22 protein-coding genes and 1 pseudogene are annotated in these 20760 nt (G+C 70.3%); 15 read left to right on the top strand and 8 right to left on the bottom strand.

The genetic code is table 11. The features are described 5' to 3' along the window. Window positions 1-41: 41 nt before the first annotated feature. The 4 genes from fusA to OG736_RS26280 form a co-directional block, all read right to left on the bottom strand. On the bottom strand, window positions 42-2168 hold the full coding sequence (gene fusA, locus OG736_RS26295) for an elongation factor G (RefSeq protein WP_020132640.1): 2127 nt from the start codon (window positions 2166-2168) through the stop codon (window positions 42-44). A 39-nt stretch (window positions 2169-2207) separates the two neighbouring features. Next, window positions 2208-2678, bottom strand: a complete 471-nt coding sequence (rpsG, locus tag OG736_RS26290; protein WP_020132641.1) for a 30S ribosomal protein S7 — start codon at window positions 2676-2678, stop codon at window positions 2208-2210. Window positions 2679-2681: 3 nt separating this feature from the next. Continuing rightward, window positions 2682-3053: a 30S ribosomal protein S12 gene (gene rpsL / locus OG736_RS26285; protein ID WP_003948652.1), complete on the bottom strand. Its 372-nt coding sequence runs from the start codon at window positions 3051-3053 to the stop codon at window positions 2682-2684. Between the two features lie 257 nt (window positions 3054-3310). Then, window positions 3311-4387, bottom strand: a complete 1077-nt coding sequence (locus OG736_RS26280; RefSeq protein WP_327184610.1) for a glycosyltransferase family 2 protein — start codon at window positions 4385-4387, stop codon at window positions 3311-3313. Between the two features lie 140 nt (window positions 4388-4527). Between OG736_RS26280 and OG736_RS26275 the strand changes: the two genes are divergently transcribed. Then, complete coding sequence (locus tag OG736_RS26275) at window positions 4528-5805, top strand: putative hexosyltransferase (protein WP_327184609.1); 1278 nt, start codon at window positions 4528-4530, stop codon at window positions 5803-5805. Between the two features lie 64 nt (window positions 5806-5869). Here the strand turns inward: OG736_RS26275 and OG736_RS26270 are convergent, their stop codons facing one another. Genes OG736_RS26270 through OG736_RS26260 form a run of 3 tightly spaced genes read right to left on the bottom strand, consistent with a single transcriptional unit; the run spans window position 5870 to window position 7081 of the window. Further along, complete coding sequence (locus OG736_RS26270; protein WP_327184608.1) at window positions 5870-6106, bottom strand: MerR family transcriptional regulator; 237 nt, start codon at window positions 6104-6106, stop codon at window positions 5870-5872. Continuing rightward, window positions 6103-6765, bottom strand: a complete 663-nt coding sequence (locus tag OG736_RS26265; RefSeq protein WP_327184607.1) for a hypothetical protein — start codon at window positions 6763-6765, stop codon at window positions 6103-6105. Before OG736_RS26265 ends, OG736_RS26270 begins: the two co-directional genes overlap by 4 nt. Then, window positions 6758-7081: a WhiB family transcriptional regulator gene (locus OG736_RS26260; protein ID WP_327184606.1), complete on the bottom strand. Its 324-nt coding sequence runs from the start codon at window positions 7079-7081 to the stop codon at window positions 6758-6760. Before OG736_RS26260 ends, OG736_RS26265 begins: the two co-directional genes overlap by 8 nt. A 223-nt stretch (window positions 7082-7304) precedes the next feature. On the opposite strand from OG736_RS26260, the gene OG736_RS26255 reads away from it, so the two are divergent. From OG736_RS26255 to OG736_RS47320, 5 genes are all read left to right on the top strand, one after another. Beyond that, complete coding sequence (locus OG736_RS26255; RefSeq protein WP_327184605.1) at window positions 7305-7796, top strand: helix-turn-helix domain-containing protein; 492 nt, start codon at window positions 7305-7307, stop codon at window positions 7794-7796. A gap of 513 nt (window positions 7797-8309) precedes the next feature. Continuing rightward, on the top strand, window positions 8310-8723 hold the full coding sequence (locus tag OG736_RS26250; RefSeq protein ID WP_327184604.1) for a phage tail termination protein: 414 nt from the start codon (window positions 8310-8312) through the stop codon (window positions 8721-8723). Between the two features lie 203 nt (window positions 8724-8926). Beyond that, window positions 8927-9529 carry a phage tail tube protein gene (locus OG736_RS26245; protein ID WP_020132649.1) on the top strand — a complete coding sequence of 201 codons (603 nt, stop codon included), beginning with the start codon at window positions 8927-8929 and terminating at the stop codon, window positions 9527-9529. A gap of 137 nt (window positions 9530-9666) precedes the next feature. Beyond that, entirely contained in the window at window positions 9667-9957 is a 291-nt protein-coding gene (locus OG736_RS26240; protein WP_054238774.1) for a hypothetical protein, read from the top strand. Between the two features lie 116 nt (window positions 9958-10073). Beyond that, the gene (locus OG736_RS47320) at window positions 10074-10478 is read left to right on the top strand and encodes a hypothetical protein (protein ID WP_442817077.1); all 405 of its coding nucleotides are present in this window, start codon (window positions 10074-10076) and stop codon (window positions 10476-10478) included. Between the two features lie 77 nt (window positions 10479-10555). On the opposite strand, the gene OG736_RS26230 is transcribed toward OG736_RS47320, so the two are convergent. Further along, the gene (locus OG736_RS26230) at window positions 10556-11728 is read right to left on the bottom strand and encodes a hypothetical protein (RefSeq protein ID WP_327184603.1); all 1173 of its coding nucleotides are present in this window, start codon (window positions 11726-11728) and stop codon (window positions 10556-10558) included. 316 nt (window positions 11729-12044) lie between these two features. Here OG736_RS26230 and OG736_RS26225 point away from each other — a divergent pair, with 316 nt between their 5' ends. From OG736_RS26225 to OG736_RS26185, 9 genes and pseudogenes are all read left to right on the top strand, one after another. Beyond that, a complete protein-coding gene (locus tag OG736_RS26225) occupies window positions 12045-12260 on the top strand; it encodes a hypothetical protein (RefSeq protein ID WP_327184602.1) in 216 nt (71 codons plus the stop codon). Window positions 12261-12303: 43 nt separating this feature from the next. Continuing rightward, entirely contained in the window at window positions 12304-12732 is a 429-nt protein-coding gene (locus tag OG736_RS26220; RefSeq protein WP_327184601.1) for a DUF3592 domain-containing protein, read from the top strand. An 82-nt stretch (window positions 12733-12814) separates the two neighbouring features. Next, on the top strand, window positions 12815-13501 hold the full coding sequence (locus OG736_RS26215; RefSeq protein ID WP_327184600.1) for a hypothetical protein: 687 nt from the start codon (window positions 12815-12817) through the stop codon (window positions 13499-13501). An 18-nt stretch (window positions 13502-13519) separates the two neighbouring features. Next, window positions 13520-14713 carry a phage tail protein gene (locus OG736_RS26210; RefSeq protein ID WP_327184599.1) on the top strand — a complete coding sequence of 398 codons (1194 nt, stop codon included), beginning with the start codon at window positions 13520-13522 and terminating at the stop codon, window positions 14711-14713. Then, on the top strand, window positions 14710-15999 hold the full coding sequence (locus tag OG736_RS26205; protein WP_327184598.1) for a phage tail family protein: 1290 nt from the start codon (window positions 14710-14712) through the stop codon (window positions 15997-15999). The genes OG736_RS26210 and OG736_RS26205 overlap by 4 nt, the downstream gene beginning before the upstream one ends. A 19-nt stretch (window positions 16000-16018) precedes the next feature. After that, window positions 16019-16940: pseudogene (locus OG736_RS26200) on the top strand (phage distal tail protein). A 4-nt stretch (window positions 16941-16944) separates the two neighbouring features. Further along, a complete protein-coding gene (locus OG736_RS26195; protein ID WP_327184596.1) occupies window positions 16945-18261 on the top strand; it encodes a hypothetical protein in 1317 nt (438 codons plus the stop codon). 73 nt (window positions 18262-18334) lie between these two features. Beyond that, window positions 18335-19549: a hypothetical protein gene (locus OG736_RS26190; protein WP_327184595.1), complete on the top strand. Its 1215-nt coding sequence runs from the start codon at window positions 18335-18337 to the stop codon at window positions 19547-19549. 15 nt (window positions 19550-19564) lie between these two features. Further along, a complete protein-coding gene (locus OG736_RS26185) occupies window positions 19565-20752 on the top strand; it encodes a hypothetical protein (RefSeq protein WP_327184594.1) in 1188 nt (395 codons plus the stop codon). Window positions 20753-20760 lie beyond the last annotated feature (8 nt).

Raw genomic sequence — 20760 nt, 5'->3', positions numbered from 1 at the left:
GAGGCTCCGGAGTCAAGCCTACGGCGTGTAAACCGAGTGTGTTACTCGCCCTTGGCCTTCGCGATGATCTCCTCGGCGACGTTCCGCGGAACCTCGGCGTAGGAGTCGAACTGCATCGAGTAGCTTGCGCGACCCGACGTCTTGCTGCGGAGGTCGCCGACGTAGCCGAACATCTCCGACAGGGGCACCAGGCCCTTGACGACGCGGGCACCGGCCCGCTCCTCCATGGCCTGGATCTGACCACGGCGGGAGTTGATGTCGCCGATGACCTCGCCCATGTAGTCCTCGGGCGTGGTGACCTCGACGGCCATCATCGGCTCGAGCAGCACGGGGCTGGCCTTGCGCGCGGCCTCCTTGAAGGCCTGCGAACCGGCGATCTTGAACGCGAGCTCGGAGGAGTCCACCTCGTGGTAGCCACCGTCGAGCAGGATCACGCGCACGCCGGTCATCTCGTAACCGGCGAGGATGCCGAACTGCATGGCCTCCTGCGCACCGGCGTCGACCGAAGGGATGTACTCCTTCGGGATACGACCACCGGTCACCTTGTTCACGAACTCGTACGAGGCGTCGCCGCCCTCGATCGGCTCGATCGCGATCTGCACCTTCGCGAACTGGCCGGTACCGCCAGTCTGCTTCTTGTGCGTGTAGTCGACCCGGTCGACCGCCTTGCGGATGGTCTCGCGGTAGGCGACCTGCGGCTTGCCGACGTTGGCCTCGACCTTGAACTCACGGCGCATACGGTCGACCAGCACCTCGAGGTGCAGCTCGCCCATGCCACCGATGATGGTCTGGCCGGTCTCCTCGTCCGAGTGGACCTGGAACGACGGGTCCTCTTCGGCCAGGCGCTGGATCGCGATGCCCAGCTTCTCCTGGTCGCCCTTCGACTTGGGCTCGATGGCGACCTGGATGACCGGAGCCGGGAAGTCCATGGACTCCAGGATCACGGGCTGCTTGTCGTCGCACAGCGTCTCGCCGGTCGTGGTCTGCTTCAGACCCATGACGGCGACGATGTCGCCGGCGCCGACCGACGCGATCTCCTCACGCTTGTTCGCGTGCATGCGGTAGATCTTGCCGATGCGCTCCTTCTTGCCCTTGACGGAGTTCAGCACGGCGGTGCCGGACTCCAGGCGGCCCGAGTAAACCCGGACGAAGGTGAGCTTGCCGAGGTGCGGGTCGCTCATGATCTTGAACGCCAGCGCCGACAGCGGCTCGTCGTCGGACGGCTTGCGCTTGACGATCTCCTCCGGGTCCTTGACGTCGTGGCCCTCGATGGCCTCGACGTCCAGGGGGGAGGGGAGGTAGCGCACGACCGCGTCGAGCAGGGGCTGAACGCCCTTGTTCTTGAACGCGGTGCCACAGAACACCGGGGTGACCGTGGTGTCGTTGGACTTGCCGGACGCGATGGTGATGCGACGGATCGCGGCGTACAGCTGCTCCACGGAAGGCTCCTGGCCCTCCAGGTACAGCTCCATGATCTCGTCGTCGTTCTCGGCGACGGTCTCGACGAGCTTGCCGCGGTACTCCTCGGCAGCCTCGGTGTGGGTGGCCGGGATGTCGACGACGTCGTACATCTCGCCCTTCTCCGCCTCGGCGGACCACACGAAGGCCTTCATCGTGACCAGGTCGACGACGCCCTTGAAGTCGGCCTCGGCACCGATCGGCAGCTGCATGACGATCGGCTGCGCGCCGAGGCGGCTGCTGATCATGTCGACACAGCGGTGGAACTCGGCACCGGTCCGGTCGAGCTTGTTGACGAAGCAGATACGCGGGACGCCGTAGCGGTCCGCCTGACGCCAAACGGTCTCGGACTGGGGCTCGACACCCGCGACGCCGTCGAACACCGTCACGGCACCGTCGAGCACGCGCAGCGAACGCTCCACCTCGACGGTGAAGTCGACGTGGCCCGGGGTGTCGATGATGTTGATGGTGTGGTCGACATCGGCAAGCGGCCAGTGACAGGTGGTGGCAGCAGAGGTGATCGTGATGCCACGCTCCTGCTCCTGCTCCATCCAGTCCATCGTGGCGGCGCCGTCGTGGACCTCACCGATCTTGTAGGAGACGCCGGTGTAGAACAGGATCCGCTCGGTGGTGGTCGTCTTGCCCGCGTCGATGTGGGCCATGATCCCGATGTTGCGGACCTTGGCCAGGTCAAGTGAAGTGGTAGCCATAAGGCTTTCGTCTTCTCTCGGTCTCGATGTGGGTAGCGACTACCAGCGGTAGTGCGCGAAGGCCTTGTTGGACTCGGCCATCTTGTGGGTGTCCTCGCGCTTCTTCACAGCGGCGCCGAGGCCGTTGGACGCGTCGAGAAGCTCGTTGAGGAGGCGCTCGGTCATGGTCTTCTCGCGACGGGCGCGGGAGTAACCGACGAGCCAGCGCAGCGCCAGGGTGCTCGCGCGACCCGGCTTGACCTCGATCGGGACCTGGTAGGTCGCGCCACCGACACGGCGGGACTTGACCTCGATGGTCGGCTTGATGTTCTCGAGAGCGCGCTTCAGCGTGATGACCGGGTCGTTGCCGGTCTTCTCGCGCAGGCCCTCCATGGCGCCGTAGACGATGCGCTCGGCGGTGGAGCGCTTGCCGTTCAGCAGCACCTTGTTGATGAGCGACGTGACAAGAGGAGAACCGTAGACCGGGTCGATGATGACCGGGCGCTTCGGGGCAGGGCCCTTACGAGGCATTGTTTACTTCTCCTTCTTGGCGCCGTAGCGGCTGCGGGCCTGCTTGCGGTTCTTGACACCCTGGGTGTCAAGCGAACCGCGGATGATCTTGTAGCGAACACCGGGCAGGTCCTTCACACGGCCACCACGCACGAGCACGATGGAGTGCTCCTGCAGGTTGTGTCCCTCACCCGGAATGTAAGCAGTGACCTCGATACCGCTGGTCAGACGCACACGCGCGACCTTACGCAGGGCCGAGTTCGGCTTCTTCGGGGTGGTCGTGAACACACGCGTGCAGACGCCGCGACGCTGGGGCGAACCCTCGAGTGCGGGCGTCTTGTTCTTCTCGACCTTGTCCTGCCGGCCCTTCCGGACCAGCTGCTGGATCGTAGGCACTACTTCTCCGGTTTCTGTGTGCCGAATGGTGAAGCTAACCTGGAACTTCGCCGACCCACGCGGTCGGGTGTGTCGGATCCGGCGGACTTCCGCCGCGAGGCAGGAAGAGGCGCAGATCACGGTGGCCGCTAGCTAGGCCCCGTGTGCGGTTGAAGACACGCACGAGGGCCAGGGCACACCCCAGGCACAAGGTCTGAGCGTACCTAGCGCATTCACTCCGGTCAAAACAGAAGCCCCGCCCCCGACACGCCGGACGTTTACGAGCGCCGCCCCAGCCCCTGTGATACCGGCCCCGCAGAGTCCGCGGAACCTCCCGGGGGCGACGCCGGGGACGGCACGGTCGGGTCGCCGCCGGCCCGGAACGGCCCCTTCGCGGCGCCCGCCGCCGTGTCGTGACCGATGAAGTACGTCGGACGGTTCTGCACGGCCGTGTAGATGCGGCCGACGTACTCGCCCAGCAGGCCCACGCACACCAGCTGGACCGCGCCGATGAACAGCACGCCGATGAAGAGGGACGTCCAGCCGGGGACGGTGTGCTGGAAGGCGTGGGCGCTCAGGGTGTAGACCATCAGGGCCAGGCAGACCAGGAACGCGAAGCCGCCCAGCCAGGTGGCGATGCGCAGGGGCGCCGCCGAGAAGCCCGTGACGCTGTCGACGGCCAGCCGGATCATCCGGCCGAGGGGGTACTTGCTCTGGCCCGCCGGCCGCGGGGCGCGCTCGTAGCGGACCTCGCCGCTGGGAAAGCCCAGCCAGGGCACGAGAAGGCGGTAGACCCGCTGCTGGTCCGGCAGGGCCTTCAAGGCGTCCACCGCGGCCCGGCTCAGCAGCCGGAAGTCACCGGCCTGGGCCGGCACCGACGGTCCGGCGAGCCGGCGGACGAGCCGGTAGTACAGGCCCGCCGTCCACCGCTTGAAGCCGGTGTCGCTGGCCCGGTCGGCACGGATGCCGTAGACGATGTCGAGGCCCTCGGTGCGGGCCAGCGCGAGCATCTCGGGAATCTTCTCGGGCGGGTCCTGGAGGTCGGCGTCGATACTGACGACGTACGCGCCGTGCGCCCGGTCCAGGCCCGCGGTGAGGGCGGCCTGGTGGCCGGAGTTGCGGCGCAGGCCGATGACCCGCAGTTCCGGCCAGCCGAGCCGGAAGGCGGCCAGCAGCTCGGCCGTGCGGTCGGTGCTCCCGTCGTCGACCGCGACGACCTCGTAGCCGACGCCGAGCTCCGCCAGGACCGGGCGCAACCGGCTGACCAGCGCGGGCAGAACCTCTTCCTCGTTGTACATGGGTATGACGACCGACAAGACGGTCGCCGTGGCCGTGGTGTTCGGCGCTTCGGTCACCCGTCCTCCCCCAACCTGTGGCGCACATGTGCGACTCTGTTGCGATCTTATGACCACACTCTTATGACCACACTTCACGATCATCCGGACAGCGGTGCCGCCCCTGGTGTCCGGCGATCGGTCGAGGGGGGACCCCAGCGATGAGCACGGCTTCCAGCGACACGGCGACGGGCCCCGCCGTGCCCGACGGGCCGGAGGAGCGCTCGCGGAGACCGCGCCGCCTCACCCTGCCGGACGGTGTACGACCGTACCTCGCTCCGCTGCTCCTCTACGGCGTCACGAAGCTCGTGGGCCTGACCGTGTTCGCCTGGCTCCTGGAGTCGGCCGACGAATACCAGAAGAAGAACCCGCGTTTCGGCGGCGGCGCCCACTGGTGGGACGTCCTGGCCACCTGGGACGGCTGGTGGTACCTCCAGGTCGCCGAGAAGGGGTACGACCCGCGCCCGCTGGAGCAGCTCGCCCCGGGCGGGCTGTTCACCGTCAAGCAGAACTCGGTCGCCTTCTTCCCGCTCTACCCGGGCCTGATCCGGGGTGTCTCCGAGATCACCGGGCTGGGGCTGTACGGCTCCGGGATCCTGGTCTCGGTGCTCGCCTCCTTCGTCGCGGCCGCCGGCATCTACGCCGTGGTCTCGACGCTCGCCGGGGTGCGCGCGGGCACGATCGCGGCCGGGCTGTGGGCGGTGGCACCCGGCGCGGGCGTGGAGTGGGCGGTCTACTCGGAGTCGCTCTTCGTCGCCATCGCCGCCTGGTGCTGCTACTGCGTGATGAAGCGACGGTGGGTCGCGGCGGGGCTGCTCGCCTTCGTGGCCGGGCTCAACCGGCCGACCTCCGCCGCGCTCATCGGCGCGGTCGGACTGGCCGCGATCGTCGCCCTGGCCCGGCGGGAGAGCAGGCGCGAGCACGGGATCTCGGGACCCCTGTACGCCATGTTCGCCGCGCCGCTCGGCCTGCTCACCTACATCACCTGGGTCGGCCTCAGCATGGGCGACCTCACCGCGTACTTCACGCTCCAGCGCGAGGGCTGGGCGCACTACTTCGACTTCGGCTCCTACACCCTCGACGTGCTGGGCAACACGGCGATCGGTCGCCACAACTACCTGTTCGCGTTCTCGGTCCCCGACCTCCTCGGCGTCCAACTGGTGCTGGCGCTGCCCTTCCTGATCGCGCTGATGCTCCGCAAGAAGCCGCCGCTGGTGCTGGTCGCGTACACCCTGGCGAGCGTGATCACCGTGCTGGGCACCCAGCAGATGTTCGGCAACACGGGGCGCTACCTGCTGCCGGTCTTCCCGCTGCTGCTGGCCCCGGCGGCGGCACTGAGCCGGCTGAAGTGGCCGAGCCTGGCGGTGTTCTTCGGGACGGCGGCCCTCGCGTCGGGGTGGTACGCGCACTACGTGATCTTCGAGTTGGGCATTCCGTAGACCCGGTGCGGTGATCCGTGCACTGCCCCGGCACGGTGATCCGGTGTGGTGAAGGGGCCGGAGGTCACCGGGCCCGGCGGGTGGCGCGTTCGGCGGCGAACACGTCCTCCAGCCGGAACAGCTGGGCCCGCCCCGCCTTGCCGGCCGGCTCGAGATGCCCCAGCTGGACCCACTTGCGAATGGTGGCGGGGGCCACACCGACCTCCTGGGCCGCGAGAGGGCCGGGAATCAGGGTCGGTCGCCCGGCGGTGCTTCGATCCGCGGTGCGTCGGTCGGCGGTGCGTCGGTCGGCGGTGCTCATGCGCGCGCCCACTCCCCCTCGTCCCAGGTGTGCCGGTAGGCGGGGTCGTCGTGGCAGCCGCAGTCCGGTTCCGGGCAGCGGCAGGCCGGATTGACGCAGAGGACGGCCGCGCGGTCGGGGAACGCGCGCAGGGAGACGGAGTCGCACCAGGGGCAGCGGCCGGCGACCCGTACGACGGTCTCGGTGTCGCCCAGCGCGCGGGCGCAGCGGCGGGCCATCCGGCGGGTCTCGTCGCGTACATGCGCGGCCAGGACGGTGTCGGCGGCCACGCGGTCGAGGAGGGACGCGATCCGACGCAGCCGCTCGGGCACGGAGGCGCGGCGCGGACGGGGCAGTCCGAGCCGGTCGCGTACCGCCTCCTCCAGTTCGAGCACGCCGTCGGTGATGTCACGGATGGCGTCGGAGACATGCAGGCGGAGCGGGGCCGCGCCGTGGCCGGGCGCCACGAGGCCGTGCCGCTGCTGGAGCAGCAGCTGCTCCTCGCGCTCCTCGCGCAGGCGGGCGCCGAGATCGGCGGGGGGCGTCGACGCGGCGGGGCGGTGGGCGGAGGTCGTGCGGCCGGGGACCAGTTCCGTGGACAGCTCGGGGAACTGCTGGAGGAGGGTGCCGATCCAGAGCGCGGCCTGGGCGGTGGGGCGGTCCTGGCAGCCGTCAGCCACGGGTGCCTCCCTGGGCCGGGAGGTGGGCGAGGCCGGCGGCCGGAGCCGGAGCCGGCGGGAGGAGATGCGCGGGCACGGGGACCGGGCGGCCGGAGCGCCAGAGACGGCCACCGCAGACGCCGTCGAACCAGTTGTCGGCCGGTGCCACCGCCTGCTCGCAGGCCCGCCGCACGCGGCAGCCGGCGCAGGCCCGGAGCGCGGGGGCGGCGACCTTGGCCTTCTTGGAGAAGACGACCCGCGGGGAGAGCCCGGTACAGGCGGCCGCGGACTGCCAACCGGGGGCTGATGGGCAGGAACTCGTTTCGGGCGTGGACATGGGACCCCCCTGGGTTCGGGAACGAGCCGTACTGGGTGAACGCCCTCCAGACTTACAGATTGCGTGCGCGCCCGCAACGAAATTCAGAGCGGCCAGGGCTCGCGGCGTCCCTCGAATCTCCACGAACCGCACAAACTTTCCTCAGTGCTTGCTCGAGAGCACGTAATTCCGCGCGCGCAAGCAAGCTAAACTCTTGCCCACCCCCGAAGGAAGAGAGAAAGACATGACCAACCAGGGCTTGGACGCATTCGCCGCGTGGGTCGAAGACCTCATGCGCGAACGCGGCTACGACATCGACAGTCCACGCGGCGGCGGCAAGTCGAGAATCGCGGACGAAGCCGGCGTGCACCGTGCCGCGGTCACCCGTCTGCTCCAGCGGCAGAGCATGCCGGACCTCGAGACCACCCGCAGGCTCGCCCGCGTGCTCGGGGTGCCGGTCCGCGACATGCTCATCCGCTCCGGCCGACTGACCGCGGAGGAGCTGGCCGACCCGCACGACTACCTGGCCTCGCCCGCGCCCAGCGCGGATTTCGGCCGCCGCCCCACGCTGGAGGAGGTAGCCGACCTGCTGGGCGTGCCCGCCGACCGGCGGGAGATGTTCGTCCGGGTGGTGGAGCAGTTCCTGCCGAGCGAGGCCGAGGCCGGCGTGGCGCAGGTGCGTGAGGACCGGCGCGTCCTGGTGGAGACGGCCGCGGCCGCACCCACCGCCGACTGACCGAACCGAACCAGCGAGCCGAACCAGCGGTCGTATGCCATACCGGTCGCATGCCGTACCGGTCGCACGTCTACCGGCCGCACCGCGTACCTGTTACGAGGCCGTGCCGGATCCGATCAAGGGGCACCCGTGGGCCGACGGGAGCTCCGGTCGAGGGCGTTACGGCTCGCCCGCGTTTCGGGTTACGCCCGCTCTCCCCCTTATGCCTGCTCTCCCCCTCCGACTCTCCCCTCTCCTCCTTCTCTCCCCGCTCTCCCTCCCGCCCCTCTCCCCCCTCCTGGCCTGCGCTCCCGCCCCTCCCGTATCTCCTTTCCCATCTCTCTCGCCGTTTTAGTTGCGTGCGCGCACGCTCGTCTGTCACAGTTGGTGCAGCGGCGGAGCTGTGCCCGCGAGCCCCCAGCGGGCCGCACCCGCCGCCGTACGCCGGGCCGAGGCGCCGCGCGCCTCCCCTTCCCCGCCCCCGCGCGGCGCCCGCCCGGCGACTTCCCCTTCTTCACGGCGAGGTGACCCGGCATGACCACACCCACCCCACCGAGCGCCTTCCCGGACGTCGAGGCCCTGGTCGTCGACATCCTGGAGGCCGACTCGGCGCTCTCCACGGCGCTCGTCGCCGTCGAACCGCCCGCGAACTTCGACGGCACGACCGCCGCCGTCCTCGTCAACCGGCGCGGCGGCGCCTGGATCGGCGAGCTGCACGTCGACCAGCCCCTGATCGAGCTGGAGGTGTACGGCCCGACCAAACAGGCCGCGCACGTCCTGGCCAACTCCGCCCGCCGCGCGCTGCTGGCCGCGGCCGGCAACCGGTACGGCACGAACCTCATCACCGAGGTGGAGGAGCAGGACGGCCCGCGCTGGCTGCCCGACTACCTCTACTCCGCGGCCAACCGCTACGTCGGCGTGGTCAAGGTGTTCCTGGACGTCCACTGAGACGTCCACCGAGACATCCGCCGGCCATCCGCCGACACACCCCGCGCGGGCGGTTCCCGCTCCGCGCCCCACCGACCGAAGGCCCCGCCGTCCGTACGGCGGGGCCTTCGCCGTACCCGGAGCGCTTGTCCACCGGGCGACGGCACCCAGCAACACCGCACCACTCCACACCCCGTCACACCCCTCTGTAAGGAGACCCATCCATGGCAGGAACCAACTCCTCCGAGATCCGCATCGCAGGTGTCGGCCGGCTCTACGTCGCCGCCGCCGACACCAAGGTTCCGACGACCTTCTCCACCGACCCGTCCACCGACTGGGCCACCGGTTGGAAGAACCTCGGCTTCACCTCCGGTGAGGGCGTCACCTTCAGCAAGAAGGACAAGCTGGAGCCGGTCGACGTGTGGCAGGCCGTGAGCCCGGTGCACTTCGTGTACTCGGACCGCGACCTGACCCTGAAGTTCTCGCTGATGCAGTTCAACGAGGACACGCTGCCGTTCTTCATGGGCGGCGGCGCGGTCGAGGCGGTCACCGGCTCGACCGGTGTCTACAAGTACGAGATCGCCGACCGCCCGTACGCCGACGTGCGCGCCCTCGGCCTGGAGTTCACGGACGTCCGCGCCTCCGACGGCGCCACGGTGACCTACCGCTTCGGTGTTCCGCGCGGCCAGGTCACGGCGGCGGACGACATCAAGCTGGCCCGCAAGTCGGCGGCCCAGCTCGGCATCACCTACACGGCGATGGCCGCCGCCGACGGTTCGGCGCTGGCCAGCTTCGTGATGAAGGACGCCGCGTACGCGGCGTCCTGACCCACCGGGGCGGGGCGGGTCGGCCGGCACCGGCCGACCCGCCCCGCCCCGGACCCGCACCGCCTTTCCACAGCCCCAAGGCCAAAGACCCAAACCCCAAGGCAACAGACCCAAGGACCCAAGGAGCACCCATCGCCATGGCCCGATTCGACGTCAACGCCGCCCGCGCCCAGCGCCTCGAAGCCCTCGGCCGCACCTGGTCGTTCGAGCTGGACGACGAGAGCTTCACCCTGCCCACGGAGCTGACCCGCGCCACCGCGAAGGCGCTGCGCGAGCTCGACGACAACGACGTGGACGGGCTGCTCGGGCTGCTCATGGGCGAGCAGCAGTTCGCCCGCTTCGAGCGGCACGAGGTCACCATGCAGGACATCGCAGCGATCCTGGAGGCCTACGGCAAGGAGACCGGGCTCGGCCTGGGGGAAGGCTGAGCCTCGTCGGGTTCGTCGACGAACACGCCGAGGCCCTCGAAGCGGACCTGCTCCGCTATTACGGGATCGATCTGCTCGACTGGCACCGTGAGCGCCTCTCCGCGCGGCGGCTCGCGGTGCTCGTCAAGCAGTTGCCGCGCGACAGCGCGCTGAACCGCGAACTGCACGGCGAGGCGGCCGAGTGGTCGGTGACCGACCATCTGCTGGCCGCCGTCGTGGACCATCTGGCGGCCGCCAACTGGATGTTCGCCTGCGTCAACTCGGAGGAGGGGGACCAGCCGGACGCCCCGGCTCCGGTGCCGCGTCCGACGGAACCGGCCGCGGACGGCACCCACGGCGCGGGCGACGCGTACGAGGAGCAGGAGGACCACGGGGTGCACGCGGGGTACGAGGAAGCCGGCGCGCGTTCCGGGGGCGTCGGGCGGTCCGCCCCGGGGGCGGTTTCCACGGCGGACGGGTCACGGGGACCCGGGCCGGACGAGGCGCCGTCGGCGTTCCAACTGGCCCGCTTCTTCGGCTGATCCGCCCGGTCACCCGGCTACCCCGGTCGCCCGGTCACCCGCCGGACGGTCGGTCACGGCGTGCCCGTCGGCTCCGCTCAGCGGGAGCCCGACGGGCCGTTCTGCTCGTCCCGGCGCCGGCCGCCGGCCCGGCCCTCCAGTTCGTCCGCGAGGTCCCGGGCTCTGTCCGAAAGCAGCCGGGGCCGGGGTTCGTCGCGCACGCCCTGCGGCTCGACCGGCTCGTCGACCGGCTCGACCGGTTGCGACCGCTCGACGTCGTCCGTCTGCTCAGCCCGCTCGGGCTGAGCGGGCTGAGCGGGCTGAGCGGGCTGCTCGGGCTCCTCGGGCTCCTCGGACTGCTCAGTCCGTTCGGGCCGCTCCCGCGGTGGCCGTTCCGCGGTCCCGGCGCCGTCCGGCCTGCGCGCCCTCTCCCGTCCGGTGGCTCCGCTCTCGCCGGGCAGGGCCAGCGGGGGGACGCTCGGCCGGCCGTTGCGCCGGACCACCGGCCGCCGTTCGGAGGGCATGACGCGCTTCCCCCGCACCTCACGGGCGGAGAGCAGGATGTCCCCCTCGGCGCCGGAGCCGGCCTCGGCCCCACCGGCCTCGCCCGCACCGTCGGCCTCGTCCTCGACGTCCCGGTCCTCCTCGTGCGACCCCCTGGCCGGGCTGCTCGCGCTCGTCGGGCCGGTCGGGCTCGTCGTCCCGACAACGTTGGCCGTGCCCGGGTCGCCGTAAGGAGCCTGCTCGCTCCCGTCCGTCTGCCCTGCCGGGGCAGGCGACGGCACCGGGGTTCCGTCCGCCACCGAACGTTCCCGTTCACCGCGTTCCTCCACGCGCGTCCATGCGGAGGGAGGGCGCAGCAGTTCGACATAGGGAAGCGGAATGACCTCGCCACCGCGCTCGTGCTCGCGCTCCCCCTCGGCCCGTCGGGCCCGGCGGGGACGGTGGCCGGTGCGGGCGTCCTCCTGGCCCTGGAGGTAGGCGGCGGTGATCCGCTCCTCGTACGCGCGGCGGATCGCGGGCAGTTGTTCGTCGACGACGTCGGCCCAGCCCGCGCTGTACGCGGCCAGTTCCCGCCGGTCGAGTTCGCTGCGGGGAAGGACCACCAGGTCGTCCGGTTCATGGCCGAGCAGGAGGACCAGCTCCGAGACACGGGCGATGAGATGCGGCAGATCGGAGGCCTGTTCGAGCCAATCGACCACATGCTCGCGCCGCACGTCGCTCGCGTCCCCGTCCACCCCGTAGGCCTTGCTCTCGTCCCCTGGCCCCATCGCGCCCCCGCGCGAGGACGGCTGTCCGTCGCCGTCCACCGTCGTCTGGCGGTCACTCAGTTCCCTTGTGGAGCGCCGCTGTTCACCTTTTCGTATCCGACGGGAGAACGGCCGGATCCTACTCCACGAACCTGGGCGGCACTTCGGCCGGACCCGGCATTACCGCAGGTCCCGACCGCTGAACGGCGGGTGCTCCTCGCCAAACACGGAACGACACCACAGGATTACTCGTACACTAGTTCGAACACGCGTTTCGAACGCCCCAGAGGCGCCACCTGTACCACAGCCCAGCGGACAGACCGGAAAGCAGGCCGACATGGTGACTGGCACGAGCAACTCCCCGAAGCAGCCGATCGACACCTACACCCGCCTCGCCCACCTCCTGCACACCACATCCCGCGACCGCGAGGCCCTGCTCGACCGGGTGTACGAAGAGCTGCTCGCCCGGGAGTCCCGCGCCTACGCGGCCGGCTGGTCCGACGCCCTGACGGAGGCGGGGCGCTCCCGGCATCCCCGTCGAGGCCGGTCCTGAAGACCGCCGGAACTGTGGCCCCCCCGGCGAGTACGGTCCCGGCATGACGATCGAGCAGCTGGGCGGCAGCTTTGTCGCCGCCGCCACCGGCACCCTCTGCATACTGATGGCGGTCCAGGTCATGAGCCGATGCCGCCTGCGGTTGCGCGGAGTCAGAACGACCGCGGAACTGGTCCGCTTCCGCGAGGCGATGGAGGAGGACGGTCACGAGCTCTACTACGCCGTGGTGACCTTCGCACTGCCCGACGGCAGCGAGGTGACGGCGGAGACGAGCGAAGCCGTCCGCCATCTGCCCCGCGGCATACAGGAGGGCGACCTCACCGAGGTCCTCTACGACCCGACGGCACCGAGCGTCTTCACTCTTCCCTCTCTCCTGCCGGGGCGGCTCAGAACGACCGAGATCCTCTCGCTGTGCGCCGGCTGCCTCGGCCTGGCCGTCACCACATGGCTGATCCTCGCGGATACGTTCTGAGAGAGCACACCCGCACACCCGCCCCATCCGAAGAGGGCCCGGCTCCGGCAGCCGGGCCCTTCCTGCTGTCCAGGGAGGACGCATGGCCAATCGAGATCTCGCAACTCTCGACGGGGACCTGAAAACAGCCGAGAACGACATCAAGGACATCAAGAAGGAGCTGGGGTCCACGCCCTCGGGAAACCCCAGACCCGTTCTGCAGCGGATCACCGACCTGGAGCAGTTGACCAATCCGGCCGCTGTGAAACTCAAGAACGATGTCGCAACCCATAGCGCCGAAATTCAGAAGTTGCAGGCAAAGATAAAAGAAACCCGCTGGATGATCATCGGCGGCGTCGCCGCGCTTCAGCTTGTCAAATTTGACATGCAGCTCCTTAAAGTCGACATCACCTTCATCAAGGAATGGAAACTGAAGGACGTCATCCAGGATTTCAAGACCGCGAAGGCCCGCGCGAAAGCACTGTTCAGCGCACAGGCCAAGGCGGACCTGGCTGCGGATAAGCAGCGAAAGGCTGACGAAAAAACACTCAAGGAAGAATTCGAGAAAACCCTCAAAAAACTACCGGATCGGGTCGACAAGATCGAGGATGTCCTGAAAAGTGCACGCGACGCGGCACGCGACGCCCGGAACAACCGAGATGGGCTTCCCAAGAGCCACAAGGGAATCGAAGCCAAGGACCCTCGGATCGGCCCCGTCACGAAGGACGTCGGCAAATTGCGCGACGCCGTGGACGCACTTACCTCCGCGCTCGACGGCCTGGGCACCTGACCAACGAATTGAGGGAACATGTCTCTCGTACAGTCGCTGAAGAGAACCTCCAGCGCTCTTGCGGACTTCAAGGGAAAGTCCACGGCCGCCGGCGCGGCCGCCAAGGAAATCGGCGACAAGGCTCGCACCGCGGACTCCGGCCTCAAAAATCTCAAGTCGTCCGCCCAGAGCTCCAGTAGCGAGCTCAAGAACCTCAAGACCGCCTCCGACCAGGCCGAGAAGTCGCTCGGCAAGGCCGGGAAGACCGGGTCCAGTGCCGGTACGAACCTCGGCAAGTACGAGTCCGGGGCAGGCAAGGCGGCCAAGGGCCAGGACAAGATGAACAAGTCGATGAAGGGCAACTTCTTCGGCATGCTCATGGACCTGCTCGCACCGCTCATCGAGAAGGTCGTCGAGATGGCGACCAAGTCGAAGACCATGCAGAAGGTCCTCAAGACCGCCTTCGACGTCATCAAGTCCGTGATCGGCACCGTCATGAAGGCCATCGGGCCGATCATGAAGAACGCGGCCAAGCTCATCAAGTCGGTCTGGACCGGCATCAAGACGGCGATCTCGGCCGTCGTCAAGGCCGTCGCCACGGTGATCAAGACCTACGTCGCCATCTGGAAGAAGGTCATCACCACCGCGCTGAACGCGATCAAGACGGTCGTCTCCAGCGTCTGGAAGGGCATCAAGGCCGTCATCTCGCCGGTCGTCAACTGGGTCAAGTCCGCGATCCCGAACGCCTTCAGGGCCGTCAAGGACAAGCTGTCCAGCATCTGGGGCGGCCTCAAGGGCATCGCGGGCCGCGCCTTCGACGGCATCAAGAGCGCGGTGAAGGGCCCGATCAACGCGGTCATCGGCATCATCAACCGCGCGATCGGCGCCCTCAACGGCATCAAGGTGTCGATCCCGGGCTGGGTCCCGGGCGTCGGCGGCAAGACCTTCGGCGTCAGCCTGCCCAGGATCCCCATGCTGGCCACCGGCGGTGTCGTCATGCCCCGCTCCGGCGGTGTCCCCGCGATCCTCGCCGAGGCCGGTGAGGCGGAGGCCGTCCTGCCGCTGAGCAAGCTGGACCGGCTGCTGCGACGGGCCGCAGCCCAGGGCCCGGCGTACGCCGGAGCCGCCGGGGCCGGCGGCGCGCTGCACATCGAGCACTACTACGCGGCCGAGAACAGCAGCCCGCAGCGGACCGCCGACGCACTGATGTTCCTGGCGAAGGCACGCGGATGAGCGCCGCCGCGCTGCCTGCGGGAGGCGGGGCGGCCGACCTGTTCGCCGGGGTGGCCCCGGCTCTCCAGGCCTTCCGGTCCCGGCTGGGACAGAACACCGCCGCGGCGCGCTCTCTGGCCGGCCGGATCAAGAGTGCCGCCACCGGCGTCGACGCCCTCCGTTCCGCCGCTTCCCAGGGCGCCACCGCCGTACGTCAGGTCAAGACCGGCGCCGACGCCGCGAGCCGCTCCGTCACGAAGACCGGGCAGACCGCCACCACCGCCGCCTCCGGCATCAAGTCGGCCGGCACCCGGGCCAAGGGCGCCGGCAAGTCGCTCGGCGCCCTGAACTCCGCGTTCGGCGGTGTCTTCGCCATCGTCGGCGCGCTCATCGAGGCCTCCGGCGTGCTCGGCGACCTCATGGGCGCCTTCGGCACCGCCATGACCATCGGCGCCGGCGTGATGCTGATCATCAACGCCCTCACCCGCGCCAACCCCATCGGGTTCGTCACCGGTCTCCTCCTGCCCGTCGCCGGCTGGCTGCTGGACCTGGCGCTGAACTCCGAGACTGGGCAACGGCTGATGGAACAGCTCGCCACCCTCGTCCTGAAGTACGTCGAGGGCTACCTGACCGTCATGACCCCGCTGCTCAAGGCCATCGCGAGCGCGGTGAACACGTACGTCACCGGATACCTTGCCGTCATCACCACCGCGCTCACCGTCATCGGCACGCTCCTCGGTACCGGCTTCGCCGTCCTGAAGGCGCTGACCACCGGGGACACGCGAGCGCTCAGCGGCAAGGTGTCGTCGGTCTGGCGGGGGTTCAAGGACGCGGTGCGGCCGGCGCTGGAGTGGATCACCAGGGACGTCCCCCGGATGTTCACCCGGATCAAGGAGGCCACCTCCCGCACCCTCGACGCGATGGGCAGGTTCGTGACGACCGGCGCCCAGACCGTCGCCGGTGTGGTCAAGGGGCCGATCCAGGGACTCATCGCCTTCGCCAACTGGGTCATCGACGGGCTCAACTCCCTGAGTTTCTCGATCCTCGGCAAGAAGTTCGGCATCCACCTGGACAAGATCCCGATGCTCGCGGAGGGCGGCATCGCCGTCCCAGGCGCCGCCCGGGGTGCGGGCCGGGTGCTGCCGCTGACCACCCTGGAGCGGCAGCGGGCGCTCGCCCGGCACAACGGGGCGCCGACGTCCCGACCGGCTCACCGGGTCAAGGAGTTCCACGAGAGCGCGGGCACGGGCGCCCGCGGCACCGCGGAAGACCTGCTCTTCCTCGCCTCCGCCCACGCCTGCACATGAGAGTGAGGTGACGGCCGCCATGGCCGAGATCACGACAACCGCATACACCGACGATGTGGCCCCCGGCTCACTCATCACCCGCGACGGGCAGATGCAGTGGGCCGGACTGCTGATGGGCCCCGGCACCTCCTACGAGATCGACCGCGGCGGCCTCAGCGGCTGGGAGGACCTGCCGGAGTACGACTCCTCCGACGCCGACCACCCCACCGCGCACGGCGCCTGGCCGGGACGCCCGCTACGCCAAGCCCCGCAAGGTCGGCGGCACGGTGTGGACCGTCCCGGCCCAGGACGACACCGCCTCCTCGCTCACCGCCACCCGTGTCCTGCGCCAGGCCCTGCTGCTCGGCGACGCGGAGCGCTGGCTGGCGGTGCGGCTGCACGGCGAGACGCTGGCCGTACGGGCCCGGGTCAGCCAGCGGGTGCTGGCGGCCGACCGGACGTACACCACTCAGGGCGTCTCCCGGGCGTCCGTGCAGTGGTACGCCACCGACCCGCGCCGCTACTCGGTGACCGAGCAGACCGCCGTCACCGGCGCCCCGCAGCCGGAGAGCGGTCTGACGTGGCCGCTGACCTGGCCGCTGTACTGGGGGCAGGCGGCCTCCACCGGGGACGTCAACGCCGACAACGGCGGCTCCGCACCCACCCATCCGGTGATCACCTTCACCGGCCCGTGCGCCAACCCGACGGTGACCGACCGGACTTCGGCGCAGCGGCTGCGCTACGAGATCGCGCTGGCCTCGGGCGACGAGCTCGTCGTCGACACCGCCGCCGGCACGGTCACCCTCAACAGCACCGCTTCCCGCCGGCACACCGCGGCCGCGGACAGCAGCCCCGAGGAACTCTTCGCGTTCGCCCCCGGCCGCGCGCAGCTGGCCTTCCGACCCGACACCTACGGCTCCGGCGCCCAGATGACGGTGCGCTGGCGAGAAGCGGAGTGGTGACCCCATGACCGTGCGAGCCGCGTGGCTCACGGAGACCGGCCAGACCCGGGAGGACACCCGGGTCACCCTGTCCGGCCTCCTCACCCCGAACGCCCTGGTCGCGGAGAACATCCCGCTCAAGGCCCGCGGCGGTATCGTCCCCGGCGGCTTCGCGCTCAGCGGCGCCACCGGGGGCATGACCCTCACGATCGGCACCGGCCGCGCCTTCGTCCAGGGCGGCCGGACCAACCAGGGCACCTACGCCGTGGCGGTGACCGAACCCGAGAGCCTGACGATCGAGGACGGCGACCCCACGCACCAGCGGATCGACCTGGTCGAACTCGTCGTCCAGGACAGCACCTACGACGGCACCGCGGACACCGTGGCACGCGTCCGCCTGGTCAAGGGCACCCCCGCGGCCGCGCCCCAGCAGCCGGTCGGTCCCGACGGCAGCACCCTGCCGCTCTACCGGATCCTGGTGCCCGCCGGGGCGTCGGCCGGCTCCGGCGGACTGGCCTGGGACTCCGCCGTCACCAACCTGCGCTACGCCACGGTGGCGCTCGGCGGGATCGTCCCCGCCGCCGGCTTCAGCGGCGCGTACGCCGGCCAGTACCGCGACAACGCCGGCGTCCTGGAGCGCTGGGACGGCACCGCCTGGGTCGCGTACCCCAAGGGCGTCGGCGGGATCCCACCGGCCGGCACCCTGACCGCGGGCAGTTACGCCGGCCAGTACCAGGAGGACCCCACCGGTCCGCTCCAGCGCTGGAACGGCAGTGCCTGGGTCGCGTACCCGAAGTCCGTCGGCGGCATCGCCCCCTCCGGCACCGTCGCCACGGGCGGCTACCCCGGCCAGTACCGCGAGGACTCCGCCGGTCTGCTCCAGCGCTGGAACGGCAGTGCCTGGACGTACGCGGAGGGCCGCACGACCCTGCTGCTCAGCGTCTCGCAGACCAGCGAGCAGTCCGTGGTCCACAACACGTGGACGCAGATGGCCCTGCAGAGCACCGACGTGGACGACGCGGCCGGCTGGTCGGGGTCCAACACCTACACGGTGCCGAGGGCCGGCTGGTGGCGGGTGTCGGGGTCCGTCACCTGGCTCCAGCAACCCTCTACGGGCTCGCGCGGCGCACGGATCTACCTCAACGGCGGCGGAGTCGCACGCGCCACCTGGCTGATCGGCGCGGGCCCCGGCGCGACCTCGGTCGGCGGCAGCGCCCTGATCAGGTGCGCCGCCGGCGACAAGCTCGCGCTCTACGGGCTGCAGAGCTCCGGCGTGACCATCAACACCCTCGGCGGCTCCGGCTACTACACCAACTTCACCGCCGAATGGCTCAGGTCCTGACGCGTCCTGACGGACCCTCACCTCACCCACGCACCTCCGGAGTTCGCCTCCGAAGACCACAGGAGACCAGCAGATGAACCTGCGCAGCTCATGGGTGGCCGAGACCGGCCAGACCCGCGAGGACACCCGCCTGACCCAGCTCGGCGCGACCACCCCCGCCAACCCGCTGGACGTCCGCTCCGGCATCCTGCCCGGCTCCTACGACGGCCAGTACCGCCTCTCGGGCTTCTGGATGGAGGGCGGCGCGGGCACCATGACCGCCGTCGTCCACGAGGGCCGGGCCGTCGTCCAGGCCGACAGCAACCAGGGTGCCTACCCGGTCACGCTGGCCGAGCCGATCACCCTCACCTTCGCCGACGGCGACGCCTCCTACGGCCGGATCGACGTCGTCGTCCTGCGCGTCTACGACGACCTGTACGACGACTCGGGCTTCACCAAGGCCGCCGTGGAGATCGTCCGGGGCACGCCGGCGGCCACCCCCGTCGTGCCCGCGCTCCCGGAGATCGTGCTGCCGGTCTACCAGGTGGCCGTCCGGGCCGGCATCAGCGCCGGCAAGGGCGGGATCAACTGGAGCACCGACGTGACCGACCTGCGCACGCCCACCGTCGCGGTCGGCGGCATCCTGCCCGTCTACGGCGAAACCGGCAACGGCGCCTACCCGGGCCAGTACCGCGACTCCGGCGGCGCCCTCCAGCGCTGGGACGGCTCCGCCTGGGTGTCCTACCCCAGCGCCCTGGGCGGCATCGCCCCCTCCGGCGCCGTCACCACGGCCAGTTACACCGGCCAGTACCGCGACAGCCCCGCCGGACTCCAGCGATGGAACGGCACCGCCTGGGTGACGTACCAGCCGGTCCCGACCTGGACGAACTACACGCCGGTCTGGCGCTGCGAGACCGGCGTGGCGCCCACCCTCGGCAACGGCACGCTGGCCGGGGCGTACGTGAAGACGGGCACCGTCGTCACCTTCCGGATCTACCTCAAGATCGGTTCGACGACCAACCTGTCCACCCAGTCCGCCGACGGCGACTGGACCTTCTCGCTGCCGGTCGCACCGGTCTCCACCGCCTGGAAGCTGGACGGGCGGGTGCTGAACGCGGAGGCCTTCGACGACTCCGCCGTCCTGCTGTACCAGGGCAGCGGGCTCCTCGCGGTGGCCAACGGCGGAGTCGTCCGCTCGCTGCGCGACACCCTCAAGACCGGCACCAGCCCGTGGGACAAGTCCGCGCCGTTCACCTGGGCCGTCAACGACATCCTCTCCATCCACGGCACCTACGAGTCGGCCTCCTGAGGAAAGGACACCCCCATGACCGTACGTTCCGCCTGGCTGTCGGCCGACGCCCAGACCCGGGAGGACACCCGGGTCACCCAGATCGGGGCGGTCACCCCGGTCACCGACATCAAGGGCCGCTCCGGGGTCCTGCCCGGCTCCGAGAACGGCCTGTACCGGGTCACCGGTCTCTGGCTGAACGGCACCGCCGGCGGCATGACCGCCACCGTCGGGGTGGGCCGGGCCGTCATCCAGACGTCCGTCGCCCGCGGCGCCTACCCGGTCGCCGTCACCGAACCGGTCCCGCTCACCTTCGACGCCGGCGACCCCCAGTTCGGCCGCGTCGACCTCGTCGTCCTGCGGATCTACGACGACGACTACGACGGCTCCGACCGCACCGAGGCCGCCGTCGAGATCGTCAAGGGCACCGCGGCCGCCACCCCGGTCGCCCCCGCCGCTCCGGACGCCTCCCTCGTCCTGTTCACCGTCACCGTGGCCAAGAACGCCGGGGCCGGCAGCGGCGGAATCGACTGGGACAACGCCCGCGTCGATCTGCGCCCCACCACCGTCCCGCTCGGCGGCATCCTGCCGACCCGCTCCGACGACACCGCTCCCGGCGGCTACCCCGGCCACTACCGGGACGTCAACGACACGCTCCAGCGCTGGAGTTCCACGGCCTGGGTGCCCTACCCCAAGGGCGTCGGCGGGGTCGTCCCGGCCGGGGTGCTGACCACCGGCGGCTATGTCGGCCAGTACCGCGACTCCTCGCTCGGCCAGCTCCAGCGCTGGAACGGCGGCGCCTGGCAGCCGGCCGTTCCGGGGCCCGCCTTCGTGCAGTCGCTGGACGCCGGGACCACCGCCTCGACGACGTACACGGCCGCGCTGGCCTCCACCACCGTCACCGCGCTCACGCTCGGCTTCACCGCTCCGCCGTCCGGCTCCGTGATCATCGGCCTGGGCGCCCGGATGTCCTCGGGCGGCGAGACCGCGCAGGCGCACATGTCCCCGCAGGTCACGCTGGGCTCCACGGTGATCTGGGCGGCGGACGACGAGCGGGCCGCGTCCGGTTCGGGCGCCGTGTCCAAGTCGACGTCGACCCAGCTGCGCCTGAACTCCCTCACCGCCGGCTCGACCTACACCGTCACCGCGATGCACCGGTCGAGCAACGCGAGCTTCACCTGCGCGTTCGACACCATCTTCCTGCGCGTCGACCCGATCGCCTGAACCACCGT

The sequence above is a fragment of the Streptomyces sp. NBC_01334 genome, from assembly GCF_035983595.1.
Taxonomy (GTDB): domain Bacteria; phylum Actinomycetota; class Actinomycetes; order Streptomycetales; family Streptomycetaceae; genus Streptomyces; species Streptomyces coriariae.
This window is presented reverse-complemented; position numbering and strand designations above follow the sequence as displayed.

What these genes read in the sequence shown, in the direction of transcription:
- fusA (WP_020132640.1), bottom strand. Translation starts at nt 2,168, where the DNA reads ATGGCTACCACTTCACTTGACCTGGCCAAGGTCCGCAACATCGGGATC.
- rpsG (WP_020132641.1), bottom strand. Translation starts at nt 2,678, where the DNA reads ATGCCTCGTAAGGGCCCTGCCCCGAAGCGCCCGGTCATCATCGACCCG.
- OG736_RS26275 (WP_327184609.1), top strand. Translation starts at nt 4,528, where the DNA reads ATGAGCACGGCTTCCAGCGACACGGCGACGGGCCCCGCCGTGCCCGAC.
- OG736_RS26270 (WP_327184608.1), bottom strand. Translation starts at nt 6,106, where the DNA reads ATGAGCACCGCCGACCGACGCACCGCCGACCGACGCACCGCGGATCGA.
- OG736_RS26260 (WP_327184606.1), bottom strand. Translation starts at nt 7,081, where the DNA reads ATGTCCACGCCCGAAACGAGTTCCTGCCCATCAGCCCCCGGTTGGCAG.
- OG736_RS26255 (WP_327184605.1), top strand. Translation starts at nt 7,305, where the DNA reads ATGACCAACCAGGGCTTGGACGCATTCGCCGCGTGGGTCGAAGACCTC.
- OG736_RS26250 (WP_327184604.1), top strand. Translation starts at nt 8,310, where the DNA reads ATGACCACACCCACCCCACCGAGCGCCTTCCCGGACGTCGAGGCCCTG.
- OG736_RS26245 (WP_020132649.1), top strand. Translation starts at nt 8,927, where the DNA reads ATGGCAGGAACCAACTCCTCCGAGATCCGCATCGCAGGTGTCGGCCGG.
- OG736_RS26240 (WP_054238774.1), top strand. Translation starts at nt 9,667, where the DNA reads ATGGCCCGATTCGACGTCAACGCCGCCCGCGCCCAGCGCCTCGAAGCC.
- OG736_RS26230 (WP_327184603.1), bottom strand. Translation starts at nt 11,728, where the DNA reads ATGGGGCCAGGGGACGAGAGCAAGGCCTACGGGGTGGACGGGGACGCG.
- OG736_RS26225 (WP_327184602.1), top strand. Translation starts at nt 12,045, where the DNA reads ATGGTGACTGGCACGAGCAACTCCCCGAAGCAGCCGATCGACACCTAC.
- OG736_RS26220 (WP_327184601.1), top strand. Translation starts at nt 12,304, where the DNA reads ATGACGATCGAGCAGCTGGGCGGCAGCTTTGTCGCCGCCGCCACCGGC.
- OG736_RS26215 (WP_327184600.1), top strand. Translation starts at nt 12,815, where the DNA reads ATGGCCAATCGAGATCTCGCAACTCTCGACGGGGACCTGAAAACAGCC.
- OG736_RS26210 (WP_327184599.1), top strand. Translation starts at nt 13,520, where the DNA reads ATGTCTCTCGTACAGTCGCTGAAGAGAACCTCCAGCGCTCTTGCGGAC.
- OG736_RS26205 (WP_327184598.1), top strand. Translation starts at nt 14,710, where the DNA reads ATGAGCGCCGCCGCGCTGCCTGCGGGAGGCGGGGCGGCCGACCTGTTC.
- OG736_RS26195 (WP_327184596.1), top strand. Translation starts at nt 16,945, where the DNA reads ATGACCGTGCGAGCCGCGTGGCTCACGGAGACCGGCCAGACCCGGGAG.
- OG736_RS26190 (WP_327184595.1), top strand. Translation starts at nt 18,335, where the DNA reads ATGAACCTGCGCAGCTCATGGGTGGCCGAGACCGGCCAGACCCGCGAG.
- OG736_RS26185 (WP_327184594.1), top strand. Translation starts at nt 19,565, where the DNA reads ATGACCGTACGTTCCGCCTGGCTGTCGGCCGACGCCCAGACCCGGGAG.